General features: G+C 25.8%; 24 protein-coding genes. 16 read left to right on the forward strand and 8 right to left on the reverse strand.

Going from position 1 to position 22,447, the window contains the following annotated elements; translation table 11 throughout:
- Positions 1-116 precede the first annotated feature (116 nt).
- From BMUR_RS10450 to BMUR_RS10500, 11 genes are all read left to right on the forward strand, one after another.
- Positions 117-446: a PadR family transcriptional regulator gene (locus BMUR_RS10450; protein ID WP_013114527.1), complete on the forward strand. Its 330-nt coding sequence runs from the start codon at positions 117-119 to the stop codon at positions 444-446.
- 23 nt (positions 447-469) lie between these two features.
- A complete protein-coding gene (locus tag BMUR_RS10455) occupies positions 470-1,114 on the forward strand; it encodes a permease prefix domain 1-containing protein (RefSeq protein WP_013114528.1) in 645 nt (214 codons plus the stop codon).
- A 3-nt stretch (positions 1,115-1,117) separates the two neighbouring features.
- Positions 1,118-1,774, forward strand: coding sequence for a permease prefix domain 1-containing protein (locus BMUR_RS10460; RefSeq protein WP_013114529.1), 657 nt, complete (start codon positions 1,118-1,120; stop codon positions 1,772-1,774).
- Positions 1,775-1,860: 86 nt separating this feature from the next.
- Entirely contained in the window at positions 1,861-2,865 is a 1,005-nt protein-coding gene (locus BMUR_RS10465) for a hypothetical protein (protein ID WP_013114530.1), read from the forward strand.
- A 20-nt stretch (positions 2,866-2,885) separates the two neighbouring features.
- Positions 2,886-3,545 carry a hypothetical protein gene (locus tag BMUR_RS10470; RefSeq protein ID WP_013114531.1) on the forward strand — a complete coding sequence of 220 codons (660 nt, stop codon included), beginning with the start codon at positions 2,886-2,888 and terminating at the stop codon, positions 3,543-3,545.
- A 34-nt stretch (positions 3,546-3,579) separates the two neighbouring features.
- Entirely contained in the window at positions 3,580-4,302 is a 723-nt protein-coding gene (locus BMUR_RS10475; protein ID WP_013114532.1) for a hypothetical protein, read from the forward strand.
- Between the two features lie 249 nt (positions 4,303-4,551).
- The gene (locus BMUR_RS10480) at positions 4,552-5,328 is read left to right on the forward strand and encodes a hypothetical protein (protein WP_013114533.1); all 777 of its coding nucleotides are present in this window, start codon (positions 4,552-4,554) and stop codon (positions 5,326-5,328) included.
- Between the two features lie 2 nt (positions 5,329-5,330).
- The gene (locus BMUR_RS10485; RefSeq protein ID WP_013114534.1) at positions 5,331-6,005 is read left to right on the forward strand and encodes an ABC transporter ATP-binding protein; all 675 of its coding nucleotides are present in this window, start codon (positions 5,331-5,333) and stop codon (positions 6,003-6,005) included.
- 532 nt (positions 6,006-6,537) lie between these two features.
- On the forward strand, positions 6,538-7,755 hold the full coding sequence (locus BMUR_RS10490; protein WP_013114535.1) for an ABC transporter permease: 1,218 nt from the start codon (positions 6,538-6,540) through the stop codon (positions 7,753-7,755).
- Positions 7,748-8,431: a hypothetical protein gene (locus BMUR_RS10495; RefSeq protein ID WP_013114536.1), complete on the forward strand. Its 684-nt coding sequence runs from the start codon at positions 7,748-7,750 to the stop codon at positions 8,429-8,431. The genes BMUR_RS10490 and BMUR_RS10495 overlap by 8 nt, the downstream gene beginning before the upstream one ends.
- 7 nt (positions 8,432-8,438) lie before the next feature.
- A complete protein-coding gene (locus BMUR_RS10500) occupies positions 8,439-9,497 on the forward strand; it encodes a hypothetical protein (RefSeq protein WP_013114537.1) in 1,059 nt (352 codons plus the stop codon).
- A gap of 302 nt (positions 9,498-9,799) precedes the next feature.
- Here the strand turns inward: BMUR_RS10500 and BMUR_RS10505 are convergent, their stop codons facing one another.
- A complete protein-coding gene (locus tag BMUR_RS10505) occupies positions 9,800-10,231 on the reverse strand; it encodes a PepSY-like domain-containing protein (protein WP_013114538.1) in 432 nt (143 codons plus the stop codon).
- A 318-nt stretch (positions 10,232-10,549) separates the two neighbouring features.
- Here BMUR_RS10505 and BMUR_RS10510 point away from each other — a divergent pair, with 318 nt between their 5' ends.
- Positions 10,550-11,551 carry an FAD:protein FMN transferase gene (locus BMUR_RS10510; RefSeq protein WP_013114539.1) on the forward strand — a complete coding sequence of 334 codons (1,002 nt, stop codon included), beginning with the start codon at positions 10,550-10,552 and terminating at the stop codon, positions 11,549-11,551.
- Here BMUR_RS10510 and rsmD read toward each other — a convergent pair whose 3' ends face one another.
- The 4 genes from rsmD to BMUR_RS10530 form a co-directional block, all read right to left on the reverse strand.
- Positions 11,552-12,121 carry a 16S rRNA (guanine(966)-N(2))-methyltransferase RsmD gene (rsmD, locus tag BMUR_RS10515; protein ID WP_013114540.1) on the reverse strand — a complete coding sequence of 190 codons (570 nt, stop codon included), beginning with the start codon at positions 12,119-12,121 and terminating at the stop codon, positions 11,552-11,554.
- A 19-nt stretch (positions 12,122-12,140) separates the two neighbouring features.
- The gene (locus BMUR_RS10520; protein ID WP_013114541.1) at positions 12,141-12,815 is read right to left on the reverse strand and encodes a hypothetical protein; all 675 of its coding nucleotides are present in this window, start codon (positions 12,813-12,815) and stop codon (positions 12,141-12,143) included.
- Between the two features lie 92 nt (positions 12,816-12,907).
- Positions 12,908-14,068: a homoserine O-acetyltransferase MetX gene (metX, locus tag BMUR_RS10525; RefSeq protein WP_013114542.1), complete on the reverse strand. Its 1,161-nt coding sequence runs from the start codon at positions 14,066-14,068 to the stop codon at positions 12,908-12,910.
- Positions 14,069-14,146: 78 nt separating this feature from the next.
- The gene (locus BMUR_RS10530; protein ID WP_013114543.1) at positions 14,147-15,442 is read right to left on the reverse strand and encodes an O-acetylhomoserine aminocarboxypropyltransferase/cysteine synthase family protein; all 1,296 of its coding nucleotides are present in this window, start codon (positions 15,440-15,442) and stop codon (positions 14,147-14,149) included.
- 722 nt (positions 15,443-16,164) lie between these two features.
- Here BMUR_RS10530 and BMUR_RS10535 point away from each other — a divergent pair.
- The gene (locus BMUR_RS10535; protein WP_013114544.1) at positions 16,165-16,899 is read left to right on the forward strand and encodes an ankyrin repeat domain-containing protein; all 735 of its coding nucleotides are present in this window, start codon (positions 16,165-16,167) and stop codon (positions 16,897-16,899) included.
- 415 nt (positions 16,900-17,314) lie between these two features.
- Here BMUR_RS10535 and BMUR_RS10540 read toward each other — a convergent pair whose 3' ends face one another.
- The 3 genes from BMUR_RS10540 to BMUR_RS10545 form a co-directional block, all read right to left on the reverse strand.
- A complete protein-coding gene (locus BMUR_RS10540) occupies positions 17,315-18,580 on the reverse strand; it encodes an RtcB family protein (protein WP_013114545.1) in 1,266 nt (421 codons plus the stop codon).
- Between the two features lie 163 nt (positions 18,581-18,743).
- Entirely contained in the window at positions 18,744-18,905 is a 162-nt protein-coding gene (locus BMUR_RS14780; RefSeq protein ID WP_013114546.1) for a hypothetical protein, read from the reverse strand.
- Positions 18,906-18,974: 69 nt separating this feature from the next.
- The gene (locus BMUR_RS10545) at positions 18,975-19,703 is read right to left on the reverse strand and encodes a glycosyltransferase family 8 protein (protein ID WP_013114547.1); all 729 of its coding nucleotides are present in this window, start codon (positions 19,701-19,703) and stop codon (positions 18,975-18,977) included.
- A gap of 236 nt (positions 19,704-19,939) precedes the next feature.
- Here BMUR_RS10545 and BMUR_RS10550 point away from each other — a divergent pair, with 236 nt between their 5' ends.
- The 3 genes from BMUR_RS10550 to BMUR_RS15040 all read left to right on the forward strand — a co-directional run bounded on the left by BMUR_RS10550 (position 19,940) and on the right by BMUR_RS15040 (position 22,045).
- On the forward strand, positions 19,940-20,848 hold the full coding sequence (locus BMUR_RS10550; RefSeq protein WP_013114548.1) for an SPL family radical SAM protein: 909 nt from the start codon (positions 19,940-19,942) through the stop codon (positions 20,846-20,848).
- A 62-nt stretch (positions 20,849-20,910) separates the two neighbouring features.
- Positions 20,911-21,051 (forward strand): hypothetical protein, encoded by a 141-nt coding sequence (locus BMUR_RS14785; RefSeq protein WP_013114549.1) that lies wholly within the window; start codon positions 20,911-20,913, stop codon positions 21,049-21,051.
- Positions 21,044-22,045: a glycosyltransferase gene (locus BMUR_RS15040; RefSeq protein WP_013114550.1), complete on the forward strand. Its 1,002-nt coding sequence runs from the start codon at positions 21,044-21,046 to the stop codon at positions 22,043-22,045. Before BMUR_RS14785 ends, BMUR_RS15040 begins: the two co-directional genes overlap by 8 nt.
- The last annotated feature ends 402 nt before the right edge of the window (positions 22,046-22,447 follow it).

Below are 22,447 nucleotides of genomic sequence, written 5' to 3' on the forward strand. Positions count from 1 at the left end.
TTGTTTTAATAAAAACTGTTCATTTTATATATCTTATAAAATACAGCTATTGACAAATTTATACATTTACTTTACTTTTATTTATAATTATTAATTGAATGAGGATTTAGAACATAATGTATATAGAAAGCGATATCATACGAGGTCATATAGATGCTGTAGTTTTGCATTTTTTAAAAGATAATGATTCCTATGGTTATGAACTTTCTAAATTGATAACTGATAAGACAAATGGAGAATATGAGATTAATGGACAGACTTTATATAGTGCTATAAGAAGGCTTGAAGGTAAAAAGTTAATAGAGAGTTATTGGGGTAATGAAAGTCAGGGCGGAAGAAGAAAATATTATAAAATTACTGAAGAAGGTAAAAGTTTTTTGAAAGAAGAAACAGAGATATGGATTTTTACTAAAAAAATAATAGATAAACTTCTTGATATTAAATAGGTATTGAATAAAAGAGAAATATTATGATTGATGATTTTTGTAATGAATTAAAAAATAAATACCCTAATACTCAAAAAGTTAGGGATCAGATTGAAGAGCTTAGAAATTATTTATACATGAAAACTGAAGAATATATTAATAATGGAAAAGATGAAAAAGAAGCTTTTTACAACGCAATTAAATCTTTTGGAGATATTGATACTCTTATTGAAGAGATATCTAAGGATGCAAAAATTGTTAATAAATACAGATTATATTTATTTTCTGCTATTATTGATATTTTTGTTGTAGTTTTTTTAAGTTTGTTATTATGTTTTATTTCTTTGAAAAATAATAATATATCATTTTTTTCTTATATAAATAACTCTTTAATTGCCGGTATGTTTTTTATTATTTCTGGGATAATTGCTATTTTTTTAAGTACAGTAATACCTTTTATTAATATGCGTAATATATACGAAACAGTAGAATATACTTATAGTGATTATAAAATAAACTTAAAATATTCTATAATAGGTTTTATTATTATATCTATGGCAGTATTTATATTTAATATTATTTTCAGCCCGCATCATATTTGGTTTCTATTTGTTATTATATATGCTTCTTCTTGGCCTTTAACTGTATTTTTCTTTTATAAATTTTTTAAATGTTCAAAAAGGAACTGATTTATGAATATTAATGATTTTTATAAAAATATAAAAAAGAAATACCCTAATACTAAAGAAGTTCTTGAGCAGTTAGATGAAATAAAAGATATGCTTAATTCTAAAGTTAAAGAATATGTAAAAGATGGTTTGAAATATGAAGAAGCATGCACTAAAGCTATAGAAGAGCTTGGAAATATTGATGAAGTTTTTGAAGATATAAGTAAAGATGCTAAAATTGTTTATAATGTTTATATAAAAATATTAACAGCTTTAATATCTTCTTTTTCTACAGCTTTTTTGGTTTTTATTTTGGGTTTGATTATAGAGAATGTAAGTATTTTTAATGAAACTACTAAAATCGGATATAAACTTACTATGCCTTATTTTTATTTGATGTTATTTGTTTATATAGTTGTTTATTCACTTTGGAATTTCTCTGATAATATCAAACCTAAAATAAGAAAATATGGCCATGATATTTATAAAATTAATTTAAAAAACTCAATTATTGCAGTTATATTATATTCTGTAATAATGTTTATCATCAATATACTTACTATTAAGTATAATGATTATTTATGGTTTATTTGGGCTTTTATCGGAATATTAAATTGGACTATTTCTATAATTGCTGATTACTATTTATTTAGGAGTAAAATATTTGAATATAAAAAATAAATTTATAATATTTTACACAAAGTATATTGACAGACATAATACTTATGCTATAATAGTAATATAAGATAAATAGTAGGTGTGCTGCTTTGAAGAAAATATTATTAGTATTTATTATATTGTCAAGTTTTCTTTTTGCTCAGAATGATTTTGTAAAATCTGGTTTTCATTATAGTTATAACTATTTTGGATTTCCATTTTCTGTTGATTTAGGATATGCATATAAAAAGAATTCACATTTTGTATATGTACCTCGTGTAGGAATAAGTTTTGATTACGGCTCTGAGTCATCATTTGGAATATTTGCTAATATTGGAATGGAGTATAGATACAGAAGATTTTTTATAGATTTAAATTACAAACAAGGAATAACGCCTCCTTTTTCTACATTTAATTATAAAGATTTGGAATATTACGGACAATTAAAATTAGGATATTCTTTCGATAATGTAATGATTTCTTATGGAATGAATATAGGTAAAATACTTTCTTCTGAGAGGGAAGTTTACAGATTAAGTTCTATTTTTAAGATTAATCAAAGTGTCGGTTTAAGTTCTACATTTGTTGATGACGGTATTAATAAATTAAAATTCAATGCTGGAGTGGGGGCAAGCATTATACCTAATGAAAATCAGTATTCATATAATGTTTCAGCTAGTACGCCTTATTCATTCTTTCATTATTGGGGCGAGCTTGGTATTATGCCTTATATAGGATACAGTGCTTATTTTGATAAAAGCGAGAAAAAATATTCTATAGGGTTTAAATATTTATACTCTCTTATGATGATGCCTTTAACCAATTTAGAAGCTCATCTTAAAAATATGGATTTTCTTACATTTGTTCATTTTGAATATAAATTTTTTATGAGATTTCTTCCATCTGGTTTTAATGATATATACTTAGTTGCTTTTGGAAATGTGGGATACGGAAAATATTTTGAAACTAGTATTGATAAAGGAAATTTATTGTACGTAGTAGGCGGAGGAATAGGATATAACCTTTACGGTACAACACCTTTGCAATTAACTTTTGGTGTTGATAATAATAAAAGTTTGGTTATGAATTTGATAATAAGCACTATAGTGTTTTAATATTTTGGAGTTTATTATTTATGGTAAATGTTAAAAATAAAATTATATTTTCTTTTTTATGCTTAATCTTTTATACAGCATTGAGTTTATCATTTTATTTAATACCTTTTAATTCAGAAGTATTGAGTATAATTGCTATATTTTGTACTACTATATTTAGTGTATTTTTTATACTTCCTGCTTTTTTGTATTCTCCTATTTATTCAATAGTTATTGGTATTTTATATTATATATTTTTTAGATTGTTTGAAATTATAAAAGTGTTTACCACTTTGGATTCTACATCTGTAACTTTGATTTATATGATATTTCAAAGTGTTTTTGGTATTATTATTAATATATCTGGTATTATATTAACTTGCTTGACTATTTATTTTATCAAAAATTATATTAAAAATAAAGGTATTGATTTTAATATTAGTATGGCTTTAATAACTGCTTTGATAATTGCATTTATAAGATTTGTTATAAACGGATTAACTTTTTCATCATTCTTTTTTAGCTTTATTAAAAATAATATAACTATTAATAATGATATAATAATTCAGCAGATTATTTCTTATGTTATTTCTGTTGTATGTACTTTTATGGCTGTGATTATTTCTTATTTTATTTATATGAAGGTAAAAGACAAACCTTTTTTTGCTAATAATTTGAATAATGATGTTAATAATGAGTAGTTTTTATTGTATCTTGTTTTAAGGAGTATTTAATATGATAAAAAAATTTTTAACAATTTTATTTTTATCTTTTGTTTTGACTATTTCAGCTTTTTCATATAGTAAGGATTTTAATGAGCTTTATAATCTTTACTATATGATTAATACAAATAAAGAAGGGGATTTAAATGCTGTTATAGAAAAAATAAAAAATGCTAATTATGGAAATATAGAAAAACAAACTTATGAGAATCTTATTTTACTTATGGATATATATATGAATCCTAAAAGTAAAAGAGAAGCTTATAAATTATTAAATGATAATATAAATAAGAATACCCCGTTACTTTCAGAAAAAGATGCTGATTATATGTCTTCTGTTGCTGATGTGATGAGCGGTGCTATTAATTATTCTTCATTTAATGATGTTATAAAACTTTCAGCAAAAGCTGGGGAGATATATGATAATGCTTTAAAAATCAATGCAAGTCATTTTCCTTCACTCTTGGGTAAGGCAATACTCACAGCATACAGTCCAGAGTTTGTGGGAGGCGGAATAGATAAAGCACTTCCAATATTTAAAAAGGCTGAAAGCAATGCTAAAGAGAAATGGGAAAAACATATAGTTTATTTATGGACTTCTCAGGCTTATTTTAAAAATAATGATAAAGCCAATTATGATAAGTACATGAAAATGGCAAAAGATATATTTCCAGAGGGGGCTTTTATAAAAAATGTTATTGATATGAATGCTAAAGGAAAAGGAATGTTTAATTAATATATTATTTAAGAATTATTAAATATAGTGATATGTATTGCAATTATATAAAGCTATGATTTGCACTTTCGCCTCAGGCGTACTTCGTATGGTTATTTTATATTACGCCATACCTAACGGTACTTCCTTCGGTCGCAGGCGGACAGACGTCATAAAAGAACTAGGGTGCTGCATAGCACACAGCGTGGTGGGCAAAGCCCTGCAAATGTTAGAATAAAAAATTGTAATTACTATAATAAGGATATTAAAATGTTTAAAGTGATTGTTTTGATTTTTATTAGTTCTTTCTTAGGATTATACGCTGAAATTTCAAGCGAGGCTAATGCTGTATTAAAAGAAATAGATAATAAAAATAATGAATATCATTCAGGTGAGAGACTTGTAAGAACGAGTGAGGCTAAAGATATTTTAAATAGAATAAAAAACAGCAATTTAAGCGAAGAAGAGAAAATGTATTTAAGTATAGAATGCTATACTCTATGGGCTAATGTATCTATAGCAAGCGGAACTTTTGAAGAGGATTATAAAATATTAGGTGATATATATAAAAATCTTAAAAAGGATAAAGTTTTTAAAAAAGGCTCTTCTGATATTTACGGAGCTTATGCTAATTTTGCTAATTCTTTTACTTCTCTTGCTTTTTTCAATAAAAAATATCCTTACAGTGTGATTGTTGATATGTATACTTATTCCCGTTTGGCTTTATTAAAGAACAAAAATAATATAAGAGCAAAGCAGGTTTATGGAATGTGGCAGATAGCTACTTTGAGTTTTTATAATAATGCGGCATACTATTCTGTGATGACATCATTAAATGATACAAGCAGTTTACCAGATTATATGATTTACAGAGCTTATATTTACAGATCTATGGCATATATGAAAGTAAATGAAACAGATAAGGCATTTGAAGAATTGGATAATGCTTTGAAAATGTATCCTAAAGGTTTTTATGGGTATTTATTAAAAAGCTCTTATGATAAAGGTAATGACGGATTTTTAAGTGCGGAGGGGGGTGACTTTTAATTATGATAAGATGCAAAAATATATCAAAAATATATAAGACTAAAGATTATAATATAGCAGCAAATAAAAATATTAGTTTAGAGATAAAAGACGGCGAAATTGTTTGGGTGGCTGGAGTTTCTGGTGCGGGTAAAAGTACGCTTCTTCACATACTCTCAAGTATAGATATTCCTACAGAGGGAGCAGTTTATTGGAATGATAAAGAGGTTTCAAGATTGAGTGATAGAGAAAGAAGCAGTTTCAGACTTTTAAACATCGGGCTTATTTTACAGTCGCTTGAATTATTAAAAACTCAGAGCGTATTTGATAATGTGTCACTTCCTCTTAAATTTTTAAATGAAAGTTCTTCTAATATAAATAAAAAAGTTAATGAAATATTAGAAAACTTAAAAATAGATAATTTGAAAAAGAAAAAACCAGAACAGCTTTCAGGAGGACAGAAACAGAGAGTAGCTATAGCTAGAGCATTAGTAAGCGAAGCTCCTTATATATTCGGCGATGAGATAAGTGCTAATTTAGATACTGACACGAGCAAATTTATTTATGAATATATAAGAAACACTATAAAGAGAAGAAACGGCATAGGCTTTTTTATTTCGCATGATGAATTGATAGAGAATTATGCTGATACAAAATACATTATGAGGGATGGAGAAGTAACACTTAATATATGCTAAAAATTTTTAAGTTTGTCAATTTTTTTATTGTTCTTTTTCCCGCCGCACACCATACTTAACAGTACTTCCTTCTGTCGCAGGCGGACAGCGTCAAAGAACCTTATATTCTCGACAAGCTCGGATACGCTTCGCGAAAGTGCAAGTGTAAAAATAATCCTAAATTGTAATAACTATGTTTTATATATAGGATAAATTATTAAATTTAGACTAAAATATAGCCTTTCGCGACTGCGGGCTGTGCCTGCTTCTTTGTGTCACGCCACAGGCGGACAGCGTCCAAAAGAAGTGGGGTGCGGGGCAAAGCCCTGCTAGATTTTAAATTTAAAAAAATAATTTTTTAACAAACTATATTTGTTTAGGTATATACTAAAAATTTTTGAGTTTGTCATTTTTTATTCAACTTTTTCCCGCCTAGCACACAGAGTGGCGGGCTTCGCCAAAAGTTGTAAAAAGTGCAAGTATAAAATTAATAATAAAATAATAAATTAAAAACTTAAATTGATATTGTTAACAACTATAACGGAATAGAAAAATGAATATAATAAAATTAGCTTTTGATAATCTCTGGTATAATAAAACCAGAACAATTTTAAATATGATACTTATTATAGTATCTTTCGTATCTCTTATGATGATAAGCGGATATAATAATTTTACTAAAGAAGGAATTATTACAAGTATAAATACAAGCGGAGGCTCTCTTGTAATAGCTGATAAATCATATTGGGATAAAAAAAGCGAAAAAATCAATATGCTTAAAGATAATGATTTTGAAATTATTTATAAAAAACTTGAAACTATAAATGAAGTTAATGATTATCAGAAAAAATTAGATATAAGCGGACTTATAGGCAATGAAAGTAAAAGTAAATTCTTTTCAGGATATGCTTATGAAAAACCTTCAAAAATCATGTCGTCAGTATCGTTAAAATCTGGCACACCTATATTTGATGATGATATTAATACTATGGTACTAGGTAAAGATTTGGGAGAGTTTTTTAATCTCAATTATGATGAAGAGCATTACTTAAATTTGATGACTGATTTCGGAGAGGGTATAAGTTTAGGTTCTTTAATGGCTGTTGGTTTGATATCATTAAATAATAGTGCTTCAGATGCTATTACTATTTATTGTCCTCTTAATGCTGTATATGAAGTATTTGGTCTTGAATATGGCGATGCTCATAATTTACTCATATATTTAAAAGATTATAAAAAGGCAGAAGAAATAAAAAATAACCTTAACAAATATTTTAATGAAAACAATTTAAATTATGAGGCTAAAGACTGGAAGGATTTGAATGCATTTTTACTTTCTGTAATTGATATGAATACTAATAATTATTTAATAGCTTTGGGAGTATTGAGCATATTAGTATTTGTTTCAGTTATGCAGATGCTTACTACAAATTTTTTGGAGAGGTTAAATGAGTTTGGTACTATGCGGGCATTAGGAATAAATATAAAAAATGTAACTTTACTTTTGTTTTTGGAAATTATCATAATGGCAGTATTAAGTTCAGTTATTTCGATAATTATTTCTTACAGTGCTTCTGGAATACTTAATGTTTCAAACTTTATAATGAAATTTCCGGGGGCTACTGACGGTTATCCTTTAAGTTTATTACTAACATTTAAAGACACTGTTTTAATATTTACTTGGGTATTATTAGTATCTATACTTGCTGGTATTTATCCAATAATAAAGGTTATAAAAATGCCTATAATAGAGGTTATAAAATATGTTTAGAAGATTTTTAAAAGTTTTATTTATTGTAAGTATTTTATCTTTTAATTTATACAGTCAGAATATATTTGATGATTTTGTTAATATTTACAATAGAGGCGGCAAAAATTATAAACTATCAGGCACATTTACTGATATAAAGGACGGCAGAAAAACTATTAATAATTTTGACATGATAGTTGGAAAAGATTATAAATTGATGTATTTAAAAGATAATAAAACTTTATTTTTAGCTAATAATCAGGGTTTTTTTGTTCAGGGAGAGAAGCAGGTTTCGCCTTTAAAAATATCTGGAAGTTATGTTGTAACGGGTGCTGCCAATATGAATGATTTGATGTCCATAAACTTTACTGATGATTATAAAATTGAAAAAGAGATAAGTTCAGAAGAGGTAAATTTAATAAAGAAAAATAGAAGCGTTCCTTATGCTAAGGCGGTATTAAAAAAAACTTCTAATGGCTATAGTATAGATTTTTTTGATAACAGTGGTAAAGCATTAAAAAGAGGAATATATAAAATTAGTAATAATACTTTTAATGATATGGAGTTTTATAATTTGATTATTAATACAAATTTAAGTACAGTATGCCGTATAGAAAGTACAGAACCTTCAAATTATTCAAGCTCATATTTTAGAAGTGAAAACATGAAAATGCTTTTTAGTTTATTTAAAGATTAATTAAAGAATGAAAAATATAAAAATATACTTTATTTTTTTTATTGTATCGTCTATAGCATTTGCTGATATAACTCCTAAGTTTGGAATAAAAAATAGTTTTAGTTATATAGATATGAAAGAGGATGCATTTATACCAAATTCTGTTTTAAGTAATGATACTTATTTTTATTTGGGGTTTGAATATCTTAATAATAATTTTTATTTTTCATTTAAGCCCGCATTAAGAATATACACTAAAGATAACAGAGATATTATTTATAATAACGGAAGTTTTATAAAACAGACAGACAATAAAGCATATGCTTCTTTTACTTTTGATGAACTTCAGTTTACATATATAAATGATATTTTAGGATTTTATATAGGTAAAAGAAAATTCCATTTCGGGGAAGGTTTTAATAGGCAGTATATGTTTGTAGGCGACAGTGTATTATATAATGATTTTGATGCTTTATATAATAGTGAGCTTAATTTTTATCAAAATAATATAACGCATTCTATAGGATTTATTACAGATACAAAATCAATAGATTTATTGGAAGAGCCAAAGTATTACAGAGCTTGGTATTATTTAAAATATTCTTCTTCTCATCTAGGTTTAATGGCTATTGCAAAATATACTTATGACTTAAAACTTAAAAATAGTTTAATGCTTGGTTTTGAGGCTTCATATATATTTGATATAGGGCTTAAACTTTATGGAAATGTTACTTATAATATTTTAAGCGGCAATAATCTAGGAAAAAGTCTTAATGATATAAAAAGTTTATTAGGTATTAATTATACTTTTATTTATAATTATGATTTTATATTAAGTCCTTATATAGAATATTTTTATGAGGATAGCCATTCATTTTATTCTATAGGGCTTTATTTATCTTTTCTTAACAACTTGTTTAATATAATAACTTATTTTTCTCATTCGCCTAATTATAAAATGGATTTAAATACTAAACTTCTTATTAATTATAATAATTTTAATTTTACTTTTAATTATTATACTCCATTTAAATATAATGAAGTTTTAGAGCATGTATTTGAAATATGTCTGGAATATAACTATTAACAATATAGAAAATAGTGTATAATTATATTTTTTAATTATGTTTATTTTTTTGTACTATCCGTACTTAAAAATAGCCGGCATGTACTTGTATATATTAAAAAGAAAATATAACTTTATTTTGATAAATTATAGTTGTTTAGATATATACTAATGTTACAAAGATTAATAAAATTATGAAGCAATAAAAAATTAGTAGAATTACTTGTACTAATTTTTAATAAGTTAAAAACAAAAAGAGATGCTTAAAAAACATCTCTTTTTTAGTATTTTTCATAAACCGCTATTATTTCATAAACCTTGCTTTAATCGTCCCATTTTTGTCCCATTAACTGTCCATTAGCTGATACGAATAATTCCATCATATTATTAAGTTTTATTTTATAATTACCCCATTCTTTTTCTACATCTATCATTCTAGCCTGAGGATAAGTTCTTCTTACTGTATTAGCAACTGCCTGAGGCAATACGCTCATAGGTACTCCGTTATATTCTCCGTCTATATTAAGCCAAGTTCCGTTAGCTGAAAAGTCTATAGAAGCTCCGTTTGATAATTTAACTTCAAATTTTCCGTCATCTCTCTCTACTTTCCATATTTGTGCCTGAGGATAAACTCTTTGTATAAATGTTCTTGCTCTTTGAGGAAGTGCTGAAGCAGGTACTACCCAATCGGCAAATAGGCTTGAAGTTGAAACTATTGTTAATGTTATTAATAAAGCAAATAATTTTTTAGTCATATTTAGTCTCCTTAATTTCTATTAATACCCTGTAAATTATCTTTACAATTATAAGTATAGCAGAAAAGAGATTAATGTCAATAGAATTTACTTTATTTTTACAATTTTTTTACAGAATAATTGTTTTTTTATCTATATATACTACATATTAAACATTGTATAAAAACATATATTAAACTTTTATATATACTAGTAAATATTCTTTACTTTAACATATTTTTTTATAATATATAATAAATAATTAGGTTAAAAATATCATTTTTACAATCATTTTTAATAAATGTTTTATTAAGTAATAAAAAACGTACGGATTTATTTATGAAAAAAAAGATTTATTTTGCCATACCTATAATAGCATTAGCATTAATAATAGCAATTTCTTTTTACAGAAGCAGAGATAAATATGTAAGAACAACTATAATAATAAGCGATACAATACTCAATATAACAGCACAAACTTCAGATAAAACTATGAATAAATTAACACAGGATATCACAAATGAGATTAACAGAATAGATAATATATTAAATCCTTATAATGAGAATTCAGAAATAGCTAAAATAAATAAAGAAAGTTTAAGCGGTAAAACTAATATAGCAGTATCTGATGAGCTTTCTCATATATTTGAAACAGGTTTAAGATATTCTAAATTAAGCCCTTCATTTGATATAAGTATAAGACCTTTAATAGAACTTTGGGGATTTGGAGTTAAAGAAAATCAGACAGTTCCATTAAAAGAAGATGTATATAAAGCTTTATCATATATAGATTATTCAGCTTTGAGTATAATAACAAATGATGACGGTAAAAAGATATTAAAATTATCAAAGCCATTAACGTTTGATTTCGGTTCATATGGAAAAGGTTATATAATAGAAAAATTAAAAGAAGTATTTGCTGAAAATAATATAAAAAATTATCTGATAGATTATGGCGGAGATACATATGCAAATGGAGTAAACAGCAAAGGCAACCCTTGGGTTATAGCAATAAGAAATCCTAGAAATGATGCTGATGGTTATTTAGGCTTGCTTGAAGCTACAAATTGTACTATAGTTACAAGCGGAGATTATGAAAGATATTTTACTCAGGACGGTACTAATTATCATCATATAATAGATGCTGAAATAGGATATCCTACCTACAATAGTATATCTGCTACAATAGTACATACTAATGCTGAAGAAGCTGATGCATTATCTACTACGGCATTCTTAATGGGTACTAACTTCTTTACAAATGAAGCTTTTAAATATAAAGAGGCATATATAGTAACTCCAGAAGGCGAGCTTTATATTGTAACTAATGAAAGTTTTTAATTAATTTTTTATATATTTAAGTATTACTAAAATACTTTCACCATAGCTTTTTACATCATAATGCATTATATCTTTTATAAGGTTTTTAAAATTTTCTTTTTCTAAAAAAGCTTTATAATAGTCATCACCAAACTCTGCTGCTAAAACTCCATCATCATTTAATAGTTTTCTCTCTATTACAGCATTCAAGCAGTCAAAGTATATATTTGAATGATAAGGCGGGTCAAAGTATATTATATCAAATTTATCATTAGTTCTTTTTACATAATCTAAAGCTGATATTCTTTTTACTTTATAAAGAGAATTATCATTGTCAAATATAGCTTTTGCATTTATAAATATAGTTTTTACAGCCTCTCTGTCTATTTCTACAAGTGTAGCATGTTTAGCATTTCTGCTTAAAGCCTCAAAAGCAATAGCTCCGCTTCCAGAACATAAATCAAGCAAATTTTTACCTTCAGCATTGACTATATTAAAAAAAGCCTCTCTTACCTTTGACTGAGTAGGTCTGAAATCTCTCTTCGGAGTTAGTACTTTTCTTCCCTTTTTATTTCCAGATATAATATACATATTTTGTCCAAATAAAAAATTATTTATATAAAACTCTAATCTGAGCAAAAGCAGCATTCACATTTAAATAAAGTATATTATCCTCTGTTCCCATAACAAAGTTTGTCTCCCCAAAACTTATGCTGTCTCCTGTGGGAAGAGATACACTTCCAAAGGCACTTGAAGCCTTTATATGAACCTGCACTTTATCGCTTATAAAAACAACAGTGTCAGAAAATACTGTGTTTATATCTATAATTCTGTTTCTGTCTATTTCTAAATCGGATAAGTCTATAGTTTTAGTTTTAAAATATACATTATATTTAGTTCTTTTATTTTTAGGCACACTGTCGCTTACATAATGCATTCCTACTAATATATATACTCCTAAAAAAATTATAATCATTCCTATAATCACTCTAAATATAGGAGTATATAGTATAAAAGGCATGTTAATATTAAAGCAGTATCTTATTAATATATATATACCGCCTCCTATGACAAATAACCCCAAAAGAAGTTTAGAAGCATAAAATCCTCTTCCAAAAATTAAAGCTATTCCCCAAGCAATTATTAAAAAAGAAACAATTATAGTAAATACAGGCGTATATGCTAATGCAGGAATATAAATATGAAAAACATACTGAAGCAGTATATAAGCACCTATTATTATTACAATACTTCCTATTAAAAACCTTGAAAATATAAATTTCATATCTCTAAATACCTTAAAAATTATATATATGTTTTTTATATACTAAACAATATTATCAAAAAAACAAGTGCTTTATAAAAAATATATAGGCTTTAAATATTTAAAAATTTCTTTATACATTTAGTTTGTTCTGGATTTTTTATTAAAAAAGCATCATGTCCGTAATTGGATTCTATTTCATAAAACTCTGTGCTTATATTAGCATGCTGATATGCCGAAACTATTTCAGCCGACTGTGTGCTAGGATAAAGCCAATCGGATATAAATGATATAACAAGTACTTTATTAAGAGATACATTTTTCTTGTTTTTAATTTTTTTTATATCATCTTTAGCATCAAAAAAATCCATAGCTTTAGTAAGATATAAGAAGCTGTTTGCATCAAATCTCGATGTAAATTTTTCTCCATTATAATGAAGATAATTTTCTACTTCAAAAGAAGGAGTAAAGTATTTTAAAGCCTTTTTTCTTCTTCTTCCGAATTTTTTTCTCATATATTCTTCGCTCATATATGTAATATGTCCGAGCATTCTAGCCAAAGCAAGACCTTTATCTGGAGAAGACATTCCATAATATTTTCCTCCATACCATTCATTGTCTTCTGTTATAGCCTCTCTTGCTATTTCATTAAAAGCTATCTGCATAGGAGAATGAGTCATAGTGCTTGCTATTATAATTGCTTTTTCCATCATTTGAGGATAAGAAGCTGTCCATTGTAAAGCCTGCATTCCTCCCATAGAGCCTCCTATTACACAGTAAAGTTTTTTTATTCCTAATGCATCTATTAATATTTTTTGTACCTTTACTATATCTTTAATCGTAAATGTAGGAAAATCTGTTCCGTAGCATAGATTACTATTTGGTTTTTTTGAGGAAGGTCCAGTGGTGCCGCTGCAGCCTCCTAAAACATTTGAGCATATGACAAAATATTTATTAGTATCTATTGCTTTGCCTTTGCCTACAAAATTACTCCACCAAGAAAGTACATCTGCATCTCCTGTAAAAGCATGGCATATTAAAATGGCATTATCTCTATTGATATTTAAATGTCCTGAGGCAGTGTATGCTATAGTTAATTCTTGTATAGAAGCCCCGTTTTCAAATTTAAATGCCTTATCATAATGAAAGAATTTAAGGCTGCTTTTTTCATCTGTTATAATCTCTTCTATAATTTCTTCTATTTTATTGATTTGTTCTTTAATTTTACTTTTTTTATTTTTTTTATCTTTTATTATATTTTTTATATTCTTCATAAATAAACCCCTAATAAATATTATTAAAAACAAGAGTGAATTATATTATTATCACCCTTGTTTTTTATGCTTATATAATTATTTGCTTGCTATAGCTAAAGCTTCGTCCAAATAATAAAGTATATCATCAATATGTTCTATTCCTATAGAAAGTCTTATAAAGTTTTTGCTTATTCCACCTTTTATTAATTCTTCTTCTGATAATTGAGAGTGCGTAGTAGAAGCAGGGTGAGCAACCAAACTTTTTACGTCTCCTACATTAACTAAATGAGAGAATAGTTTTATATTGTCTATAAACTTAACAGCAGCCTCATATCCGCCTTTAATTCCAAATACAACCATTCCGCCGAATTTATCTTTTAAATATTTACTTGCCAAAGGATATGAAGGATCATTTTTTAGTCCCGGATATCTTACCCATTCAACTCTATTATCTTTTTCTAAAAACTCAGCAACTTTTAAAGCATTATAAGAATGTCTTTCCATTCTTAAAGGCAAAGATTCTATTCCTTGTATAAAAGACCAAGAATTATCAGGTGAAAGACAAGCCCCCAAATTTCTAAGCGGTACTGTTCTTACTCTTAAAGCAAAAGCAGCATTTTTAAGTTCATCAGGCAAATCATAAGCCCAGCGAAGTCCATGATAATTTGAGTCTGGTTTTGAAAATAAAGGAAACTTATCACTTTGCCAATTAAAATTACCGCTGTCAGTAATAATACCTCCTATAGCACTTCCATGTCCGCCTATCCATTTTGTAAGAGAGTTTATTACAATATCTGCACCATGTTTAATAGTCTGCAAAAGATAAGGTGTTGTAAAAGTTGCGTCTATTACAAGAGGTATTCCGGCATTATGTGCTATTTCAGCTGCTTTTTCAATATCTGTAAAATCAAGCGAAGGATTTGATATTGTTTCTATAAATATTAATTTTGTTTTATCAGTAATTGCCTTAGCAAAGTTTTCTGGATTTTTAGCATCAACAAATTTTGTATTAATACCGAACTTTGGAAGTATTGCCCCAAACTGAGAATATGTTCCGCCGTAAACATTAAATGCAGAAACTATTTCATCTCCAGCCTCGCATATTGTAATTATAGTATAAAATATAGCATTAGTACCAGATGATACAGCAATAGAAGCAAGTCCTCCTTCCATAGCAGTAATTCTTTTTTCTAGTACATCAGTTGTTGGGTCTCCCATTCTTGAATATATATATCCAAGTTCTTTTAAATCAAATAAATCTGCTGCATGTTTAGAATCTCTAAATAAATACGAAGTCGTTCTATATATCGGTACTCCTCTGCTTCCAAACTTATCATCAAAATCCTGACCTGCATGTGCTGCTATTGTTTCAAACTTTAATTCTCTTGACATATATTCTCCTTTTATATTTTTGTACAAAAAATTTAAAAATAAAAAAGCCGCCAAAAATTAATTTGACGGCTGAAATTACAAAATAAAAAATATATTATATTATACAGCCATCATTATTAAACATACGCATTTGCATGAGGCAAAGCATCTGATTCATAACGATGATTGATTTCATTTTTTATAATTCCTACAATTAAATCTTAGTTTTTATAGTATATAACAATATATAATTATTTTCAATAGTAATTTAATCATTTTTTATATATTTGTTTTTAAGATGCTTTTATATTATCTAAAACTATAGAATCAGCATTAAATAATAAAATTTTATCTAAAAATGGTATATCTAATTTTAAAAATACACTATAATGCCAGCTATGCCATATATGTTTGTATTTTATTATATTATTTATATTTTTGTATTTTTCTATGTTCGTTGATTAATAAAAACTTATTTCACAATTTTTTATTAATAATAAATAATAGAATAGATTAAAAAATCGGGCGTCTAGCAATTTTTATTGCTAGACGCCTTAAAGCGAGATTTTTTAATTTTTTAATTAGGCAATTTTTATTAATAACAATATAATAAATTGTGAGCGTCTGGCAAGTTTACTTGACAGACTCAATTAGCGAACAATTTTTATTAGCAACAGTAGAAAATAATTTGTTTTTATTGTATTATATTTTGTAAATTATCAATGTACTATATGGCGGTATTTATGAAAAATATATTATTAATTTTTTTGCTATTAATTATTTTTATTATTTCATGTAAAAAGAAAGAAGAAGCAAGTGTAGGTATAGGAGGAAATACTTCATATGTGAGTTCTCCAGAAAATATATATCATGCGGTATATACAAATGTTGTAAAGATTCATGGTAAATTTCTTAATATGAACTCTGCTTTCTCTTACGTAAACAGAGAGGAAGGAGAATACAGTGAAGATTATGATATATTTGAAGCTATAGAAAATCATAGTTTAAAAAGAGTTCGGGAATTAATAGCAGAAGGCAATGATATAGGTCAGACTTACAGAGGCGGCAGAAAATATAGTGAGGTTCTTAATTATGATTATTATCTTGATGGAGCTACTCCTTTAATGTTTGCGGTATTTTATAGGGATTTAGGTATAATGAAATATTTGCTTGATAATGGTGCTGATCCTAATATTATTCAAGATGAACATGGACGGAATGTATTTTTACTTGCTTGCGGTTTCGGAAATGTTGATATAATAAAGATGATTGTAGATTTTGACTCTGATTTAGTTGATTCTATATCTAGCCTTAATGAGAATGGACTTGATATAGCTTATTTGTATGGGAATATAGAAGTATTCGAATATTTAGTTAATACATTGGGTTTAACTACTGATCTTTTGGATTATGTCGATGAAGAAGATCCGTACGAAAATACTGAGGACATAAAAAAATTAAGAGAACTTCTGAATTAAATTATTTTTATATAATATTTTTTATCTTAATAATTAATAAAAAATTATAAATAACGCACGGTGAATGAGCTTTTATCTATCAATTCATTATATTTTTTATTTTGTATATTTTATAAATAAAATTCTTCGTGCGTTGTGTAAGCAATAAATTTAAATAAATCTAGGGTGGGCCGTATAAATAACAGTGTAAACTTAAAAATAAAAATGAGACAAAATAGCAGATTAAAATTATAAGCCTAAAGGGCGGGGAGTTAAAATAAGTTTTAAAACTTGATTCACATACCATGCAATTTATTCCATAGCACTTTATTAAAAAATTCAACTTTAATTATCTTTATAACATACTTATAAATTTTAATCCCTGCTCAAGCTTATATTTAACTAAATTGTAATAAAAAATTATATATTAATATTTTTATGAAGCAGCTTTTATATTTAATACAGGCTTTAATCTGTCTATTATATCTGCTGTAGGCATTATTAATTTTTCTATTTCCATTGAATCTTTATATGCCTGAGGTGCTTCATCTAAAGTATTTTTTGATATACTGCTTGAATAAATACCTTTCATAGATTCTATAAAATCTTTCATATCTATTTGTTTTCTTGCCTGCATTCTTGAAAGCACTCTTCCTGCTCCATGAGGTGCAGAATAATTCCAATCTTCATTGCTTTTTCCTTCGCATATTAATATACCGTCACGCATGTTAAAAGGAATTATCATTTTTTCTCCCTTATAACTTCTTATAGCACCTTTCCTTATTATAAAATCTTCAAAATCTATAAAATTATGTATAGATGAAAAAGTATCTTCTAATTTTATATTAAGAGAATCTTTTATAATGTTAAGCATAGCCTCTCGGTTGATTTTGGCATAATACTGAGCTATTACCATATCGATGCAGTATTCAAACATAGATTTTCCGTATATATAATCTCCGCTTCTTACTATTTCAGTATACTCATTATATTCTTTTGTTGTTTTATCGCCGGAATCATTTACACTGTTTAAAAAATCTTTTGCTTCTTCTATTCTTTTTTTATTCTTTCTTACATGATATTCGCATACCATAGTTCCGAAATTTCTTGAGCCTGAATGTATAGTAAGAAAGTAATCATTATTTATGGCGCTTCCTATCTCTATAAAATGATTTCCTCCTCCTAATGTTCCGATAGAGTTGTGAAACTTTTCTAAATCCATTTCTATTCTTTGGCATAATTTTTCTATATAATTATTATCTATTTCAAATGGGGTAAAGTTTGTATTATATCTTTTGTTATAAGCAATTATAAAGTTTCTCATAAGTTCATTTAATTCTTTGAAATTAAAAAATGAATAATTACTTTTTTTATGAGTTTTAACACCCATAGGAATATTTTGTTTTATAGTTTTGTCAATTTTTTCAAGCTCAATATTTTTTATATTATCATTTAATTTTGAAGTAAGCATTCCGCAGCCTATATCAACTCCTATATGAAAAGGATTTACTCTGTCAGTTAAAGGCATTGTAAAACCTATTACTATACCCTTTCCAATATGAGTGTCCGGCATTATTCTAACTTTCACATTTTCGCTTGCTTTTTCATTTAAAATATTATAAATCAAAGAATAAGATTCTTCATCAATATTGTCAGTAAATATTTTGCAGTCTTTATTGTATTTTCCTTTTAACTCTATCATGGAAGTATACTCCTTTCTTTAATTATTAATAATATTATAAATCATATAAATGTCAAAAATTGTCATTTATATTATACAGTAAAAAAATTTTAAGTTTTTTGATTATATAATTAAGAATTGAGCATTAAATTAAGTTTATTAATCATTTTCAATATTATTAAGATTATTCTAAAAATGAATTTCTAAAATTTTCTCTCATATTTTTGAAAGGTATAAACCAAGAAATTTTATTTATAAGTTTATCTATTTTGTTATTCAAATAATCATTACTATGTATTCCAAGTCCTTTTATTTTTTGATCCATAATAATTTGAATATATTTCATAGGATTTTGATGATAGTATGGTGTATAATAAAAATAATTCCAGAATAATTCTACAGCTTCATTTGAAGGTCAGTTTTTATTCCAAGATTTTATTTTTCCTACATAATGCATTATTGCCGACTTATCTATATTCTTAGAAGAAAAGTCATTCCATTTATTATCAATAAATTTTATTTTATCTCTAAATAAATAATTTAATATATCCTGATCGACACATTCTATCACATTATAGTATTTATTAAAATAATTTTCAGATTCTAAGTTTAGATTTTTTTCCATGTAGAGTTTATTATTTAATAATAAAACACCAGAATTAAAATATTTATGTTTGTCTTCAATTCCTATTTTTGTCTTATACTTTTTTAAGAAATTTAAATCTCCTGTATCTTCCACAGCAAGAGCAAAATATTCTGATATATCTATATTAAATAATTCTGATAAGCTTGAATTAACTATGATATCGCAGTCTAAATATAATACTTTATCAATATTTATAATTAAATTAGGTATATCTAAACGAAAAAAAATCGAAGGGGCATAATGTCTTTGATAGTTAATTTTTTCGAACCATTTATTATATTTATCTATATTAGGAGTATAGTATTTTATTTTAAATGTTTTTATCTCTTTTAGTCTCTCTATCATCATTTTATTCTCATCTGATATATCATTAGTTATGACATGAAAACTAAAAGATTCATCATCTTTTGAATTTTTTAATATTGATACTATTGTAGCTGACATAAAAGGAGCATATTTATCATTAGCAGTAAAGCATATATTCATTGTTTCTTGCATTTAATTACACTCCATAATCAAATACAAAAATAAAATATTGCTTATAATTGAATTGCTTGCTTGCTTGCTTGCTTGCTTGCTTGCTTGCTTGCTTTATAATTGAACATAAGATAATCCAAGAAGTTTTTTTAATATACATCATTTTAATAAATAAAGCAATACATATTGACAAAATATTAATATACAGTATTATATATAAATATAATATTTTAATATATTTTAAAGAGATAAATTATATGATTAAATACAGAGAGATTAACTGCAAATCGGCTTTAAATAAAATAGACAATGAATATGGATTTTGCTATGATTTAAATATTTACAGAGGCTGTCTTCATAAATGTTATTACTGTTTTGCTGTGTATTCTCATAAATATATTAATTCAAAAGATTTTTTCGGCGAAATATTTGTAAAAAAGAATATTGCAGAAGTTTTAGAAAAAGAATTATCATCGAGAAATTGGAATAGAGATATTATTAATCTAGGAAGTGTAACAGACAATTATCAGGATGCAGAAAAAGATTATAAACTTATGAGAGATGTTTTAAAACTTTTAATAAGATATAAAACCCCGATGTGTATATCCACAAAAAGCGATTTGATATTAAGAGATTTTGATTTGATAGATGAGCTTTCAAGTATAGTACCTGTAAGAATAGCGACAACTATAACAGCATTAGATGAGAAATTGTCATCATTAATAGAGCCTAATGTAATAAGCCCGGAGAGAAGATTAAATATATTAAAAGAGTTTAAAAATACAAAAGCTATAACGGCGGTTCATACTATGCCAGTAATGCCTTTTATAACAGAAAATGAAATTGAAAATATTTTTAAAAAAGTAAAAGAGTATAATATAGACTACTGTGCCGCAGATGTACTAAAATTAAGAGGCGAATGCAGAAAGATATATCTTGATTTTGTTAGGCGTACATTTCCAGAGCATTATAAAAAATATTTGTATATTTACGGAAGCGACGGACTTTTAAAAGATGAATATAAAGAAAAACTATACTCAAAAATAGAGGCATTAGAAGAAAAATATAATATCAAATACAAAACTAAAGAAGAACTCAATACAGAAGACAGTGTTTATAACAGATATAAAAACAAGGTTATGGAAGAAGAGCCTAGTTTGTTTTAGGATTTATTGTATTTTTTATATATTCTTGTTATAATAGGTATATATTTTTTTTAGGAATTATTATGTACAGACAGACAGACAGACAGACAGACAGACAGACTAAAAAATATTTTATAAAAATTATTAACCCCACACTTCTATTTTTATATAGAAGTGTGGGGTTTTTGTGTTTAACTAAAAAGAAGGATATATATAATGAATAAGGTAATGAATATATGTTTAATTTCAGATGATAAATTTGTAGAATATATTGCTACATTAATAGTATCAATATTAAAAAACTCTTCTGAAAATGATAATTTTTGTTTTCATATTATTGAAGATGGTATTAGAGAAGAAAATAAGAATAAATTATTAATGCTTAAAGAGATTAAGGATTTTGAAATAAAGTTTTATAAACCCAATTATAATAATATAGAAAAATATAAAAAATGGCAGGAAATATTCAAAAAAAATAGTTATCCAGTATGGCATTACAGTGTTTTTATTAAACTAGATATTCCGATTATATTAAAAGATTTGGATAATGTATTATTTATAGATGCAGATTCTATAGTATTAGGAGATATTGATTTTATATATGATGTAGATATATCAAATTATTTTTTTGTTTCTCAATTTTTTTATTATAAAAGTCTAAAAAATCTTTATCCGAATTTATATAAATACATATTAGATATAGGCTATAAAAATCCAGAGTATAATTATGTTTCTAGTCAGGTACTAATATTTAATATAAAAAAAATAAAAGAAATATTTAAAAAAGAAGAATATTATTATAATAAAATTGATGAATGTATAGATAAATACATTAATTCAATCTTTACAGAAGAGCATATATTTTTATATGTGTTTAGAGATAGTATTGCTTTCTTAGATTTAAAAGTTGATTGTAATGAAAATACAGAGAAAATTATAATTTCAGATTATTTTGCTTCTTCTGGTAAGCCACTAAAATATGGATTTGATAAACCAATAAATGAATATTATTATAAGTTTTGGGAATATTTTTCTTTAACTCCATTCTTCAAAGAAAATTATTTTAAATATATGGAAATATTTTCTATTAACAGAACTAGAAAAGCTTTATATAAATTAACTGATAAAATAGTATGGTTTGTTCCTTTTAGGGGTATGAGAGATAGAATAAGAAAAAATATTATTAAAGATATAGATGAAATTATGAAATATAACTAATTTTAAAATTTATATAATTATACTTTTTTTATTATTTATAAGTATACTCAAAAATATAGAAGCATTAGAAGAAAAATATAATATCAAATACAAAACTAAAGAAGAACTCAATACAGAAGACAGTGTTTATAACAGATATAAAAACAAGGTTATGGAAGAAGAGCCTAGTTTGTTTTAAATATTGTTTAATATAGTTAAACAATTTTATTATCATTTTTAAATGCAATTTTAGTTAACAATAAGTAATAAACTCTGCTGCTCATTCACTTTTTCTATTGTGCTTACAATATAGTAATAGTTTGTAAATCTAAGTTTTAGAAAAGATCAATTCAGCACCTACAGTTGACAAATTTAAAAATTTTTAGTATATAGTATATCTGTAAATTATATTAAGTATTAAAT

Source organism: Brachyspira murdochii DSM 12563, assembly GCF_000092845.1.
Lineage (GTDB): Bacteria > Spirochaetota > Brachyspiria > Brachyspirales > Brachyspiraceae > Brachyspira > Brachyspira murdochii.

Excerpts from the sequence above, each read along its gene's own strand:
- BMUR_RS10470 (WP_013114531.1), top strand. The coding sequence starts at position 2,886 with ATGGTAAATGTTAAAAATAAAATTATATTTTCTTTTTTATGCTTAATC.
- BMUR_RS10480 (WP_013114533.1), top strand. The coding sequence starts at position 4,552 with ATGTTTAAAGTGATTGTTTTGATTTTTATTAGTTCTTTCTTAGGATTA.
- BMUR_RS10475 (WP_013114532.1), top strand. The coding sequence starts at position 3,580 with ATGATAAAAAAATTTTTAACAATTTTATTTTTATCTTTTGTTTTGACT.
- BMUR_RS14780 (WP_013114546.1), bottom strand. The coding sequence starts at position 18,905 with ATGAAATATATTCAAATTATTATGGATCAAAAAATAAAAGGACTTGGA.
- metX (WP_013114542.1), bottom strand. The coding sequence starts at position 14,068 with ATGAAGAATATAAAAAATATAATAAAAGATAAAAAAAATAAAAAAAGT.
- BMUR_RS10490 (WP_013114535.1), top strand. The coding sequence starts at position 6,538 with ATGAATATAATAAAATTAGCTTTTGATAATCTCTGGTATAATAAAACC.
- BMUR_RS10550 (WP_013114548.1), top strand. The coding sequence starts at position 19,940 with ATGATTAAATACAGAGAGATTAACTGCAAATCGGCTTTAAATAAAATA.
- BMUR_RS10540 (WP_013114545.1), bottom strand. The coding sequence starts at position 18,580 with ATGATAGAGTTAAAAGGAAAATACAATAAAGACTGCAAAATATTTACT.
- BMUR_RS15040 (WP_013114550.1), top strand. The coding sequence starts at position 21,044 with ATGAATAAGGTAATGAATATATGTTTAATTTCAGATGATAAATTTGTA.
- BMUR_RS10500 (WP_013114537.1), top strand. The coding sequence starts at position 8,439 with ATGAAAAATATAAAAATATACTTTATTTTTTTTATTGTATCGTCTATA.
- BMUR_RS10455 (WP_013114528.1), top strand. The coding sequence starts at position 470 with ATGATTGATGATTTTTGTAATGAATTAAAAAATAAATACCCTAATACT.
- BMUR_RS10545 (WP_013114547.1), bottom strand. The coding sequence starts at position 19,703 with ATGCAAGAAACAATGAATATATGCTTTACTGCTAATGATAAATATGCT.
- BMUR_RS10510 (WP_013114539.1), top strand. The coding sequence starts at position 10,550 with ATGAAAAAAAAGATTTATTTTGCCATACCTATAATAGCATTAGCATTA.
- rsmD (WP_013114540.1), bottom strand. The coding sequence starts at position 12,121 with ATGTATATTATATCTGGAAATAAAAAGGGAAGAAAAGTACTAACTCCG.
- BMUR_RS10535 (WP_013114544.1), top strand. The coding sequence starts at position 16,165 with ATGAAAAATATATTATTAATTTTTTTGCTATTAATTATTTTTATTATT.
- BMUR_RS14785 (WP_013114549.1), top strand. The coding sequence starts at position 20,911 with ATGTACAGACAGACAGACAGACAGACAGACAGACAGACTAAAAAATAT.
- BMUR_RS10450 (WP_013114527.1), top strand. The coding sequence starts at position 117 with ATGTATATAGAAAGCGATATCATACGAGGTCATATAGATGCTGTAGTT.
- BMUR_RS10485 (WP_013114534.1), top strand. The coding sequence starts at position 5,331 with ATGATAAGATGCAAAAATATATCAAAAATATATAAGACTAAAGATTAT.
- BMUR_RS10530 (WP_013114543.1), bottom strand. The coding sequence starts at position 15,442 with ATGTCAAGAGAATTAAAGTTTGAAACAATAGCAGCACATGCAGGTCAG.
- BMUR_RS10505 (WP_013114538.1), bottom strand. The coding sequence starts at position 10,231 with ATGACTAAAAAATTATTTGCTTTATTAATAACATTAACAATAGTTTCA.
- BMUR_RS10495 (WP_013114536.1), top strand. The coding sequence starts at position 7,748 with ATGTTTAGAAGATTTTTAAAAGTTTTATTTATTGTAAGTATTTTATCT.
- BMUR_RS10460 (WP_013114529.1), top strand. The coding sequence starts at position 1,118 with ATGAATATTAATGATTTTTATAAAAATATAAAAAAGAAATACCCTAAT.
- BMUR_RS10520 (WP_013114541.1), bottom strand. The coding sequence starts at position 12,815 with ATGAAATTTATATTTTCAAGGTTTTTAATAGGAAGTATTGTAATAATA.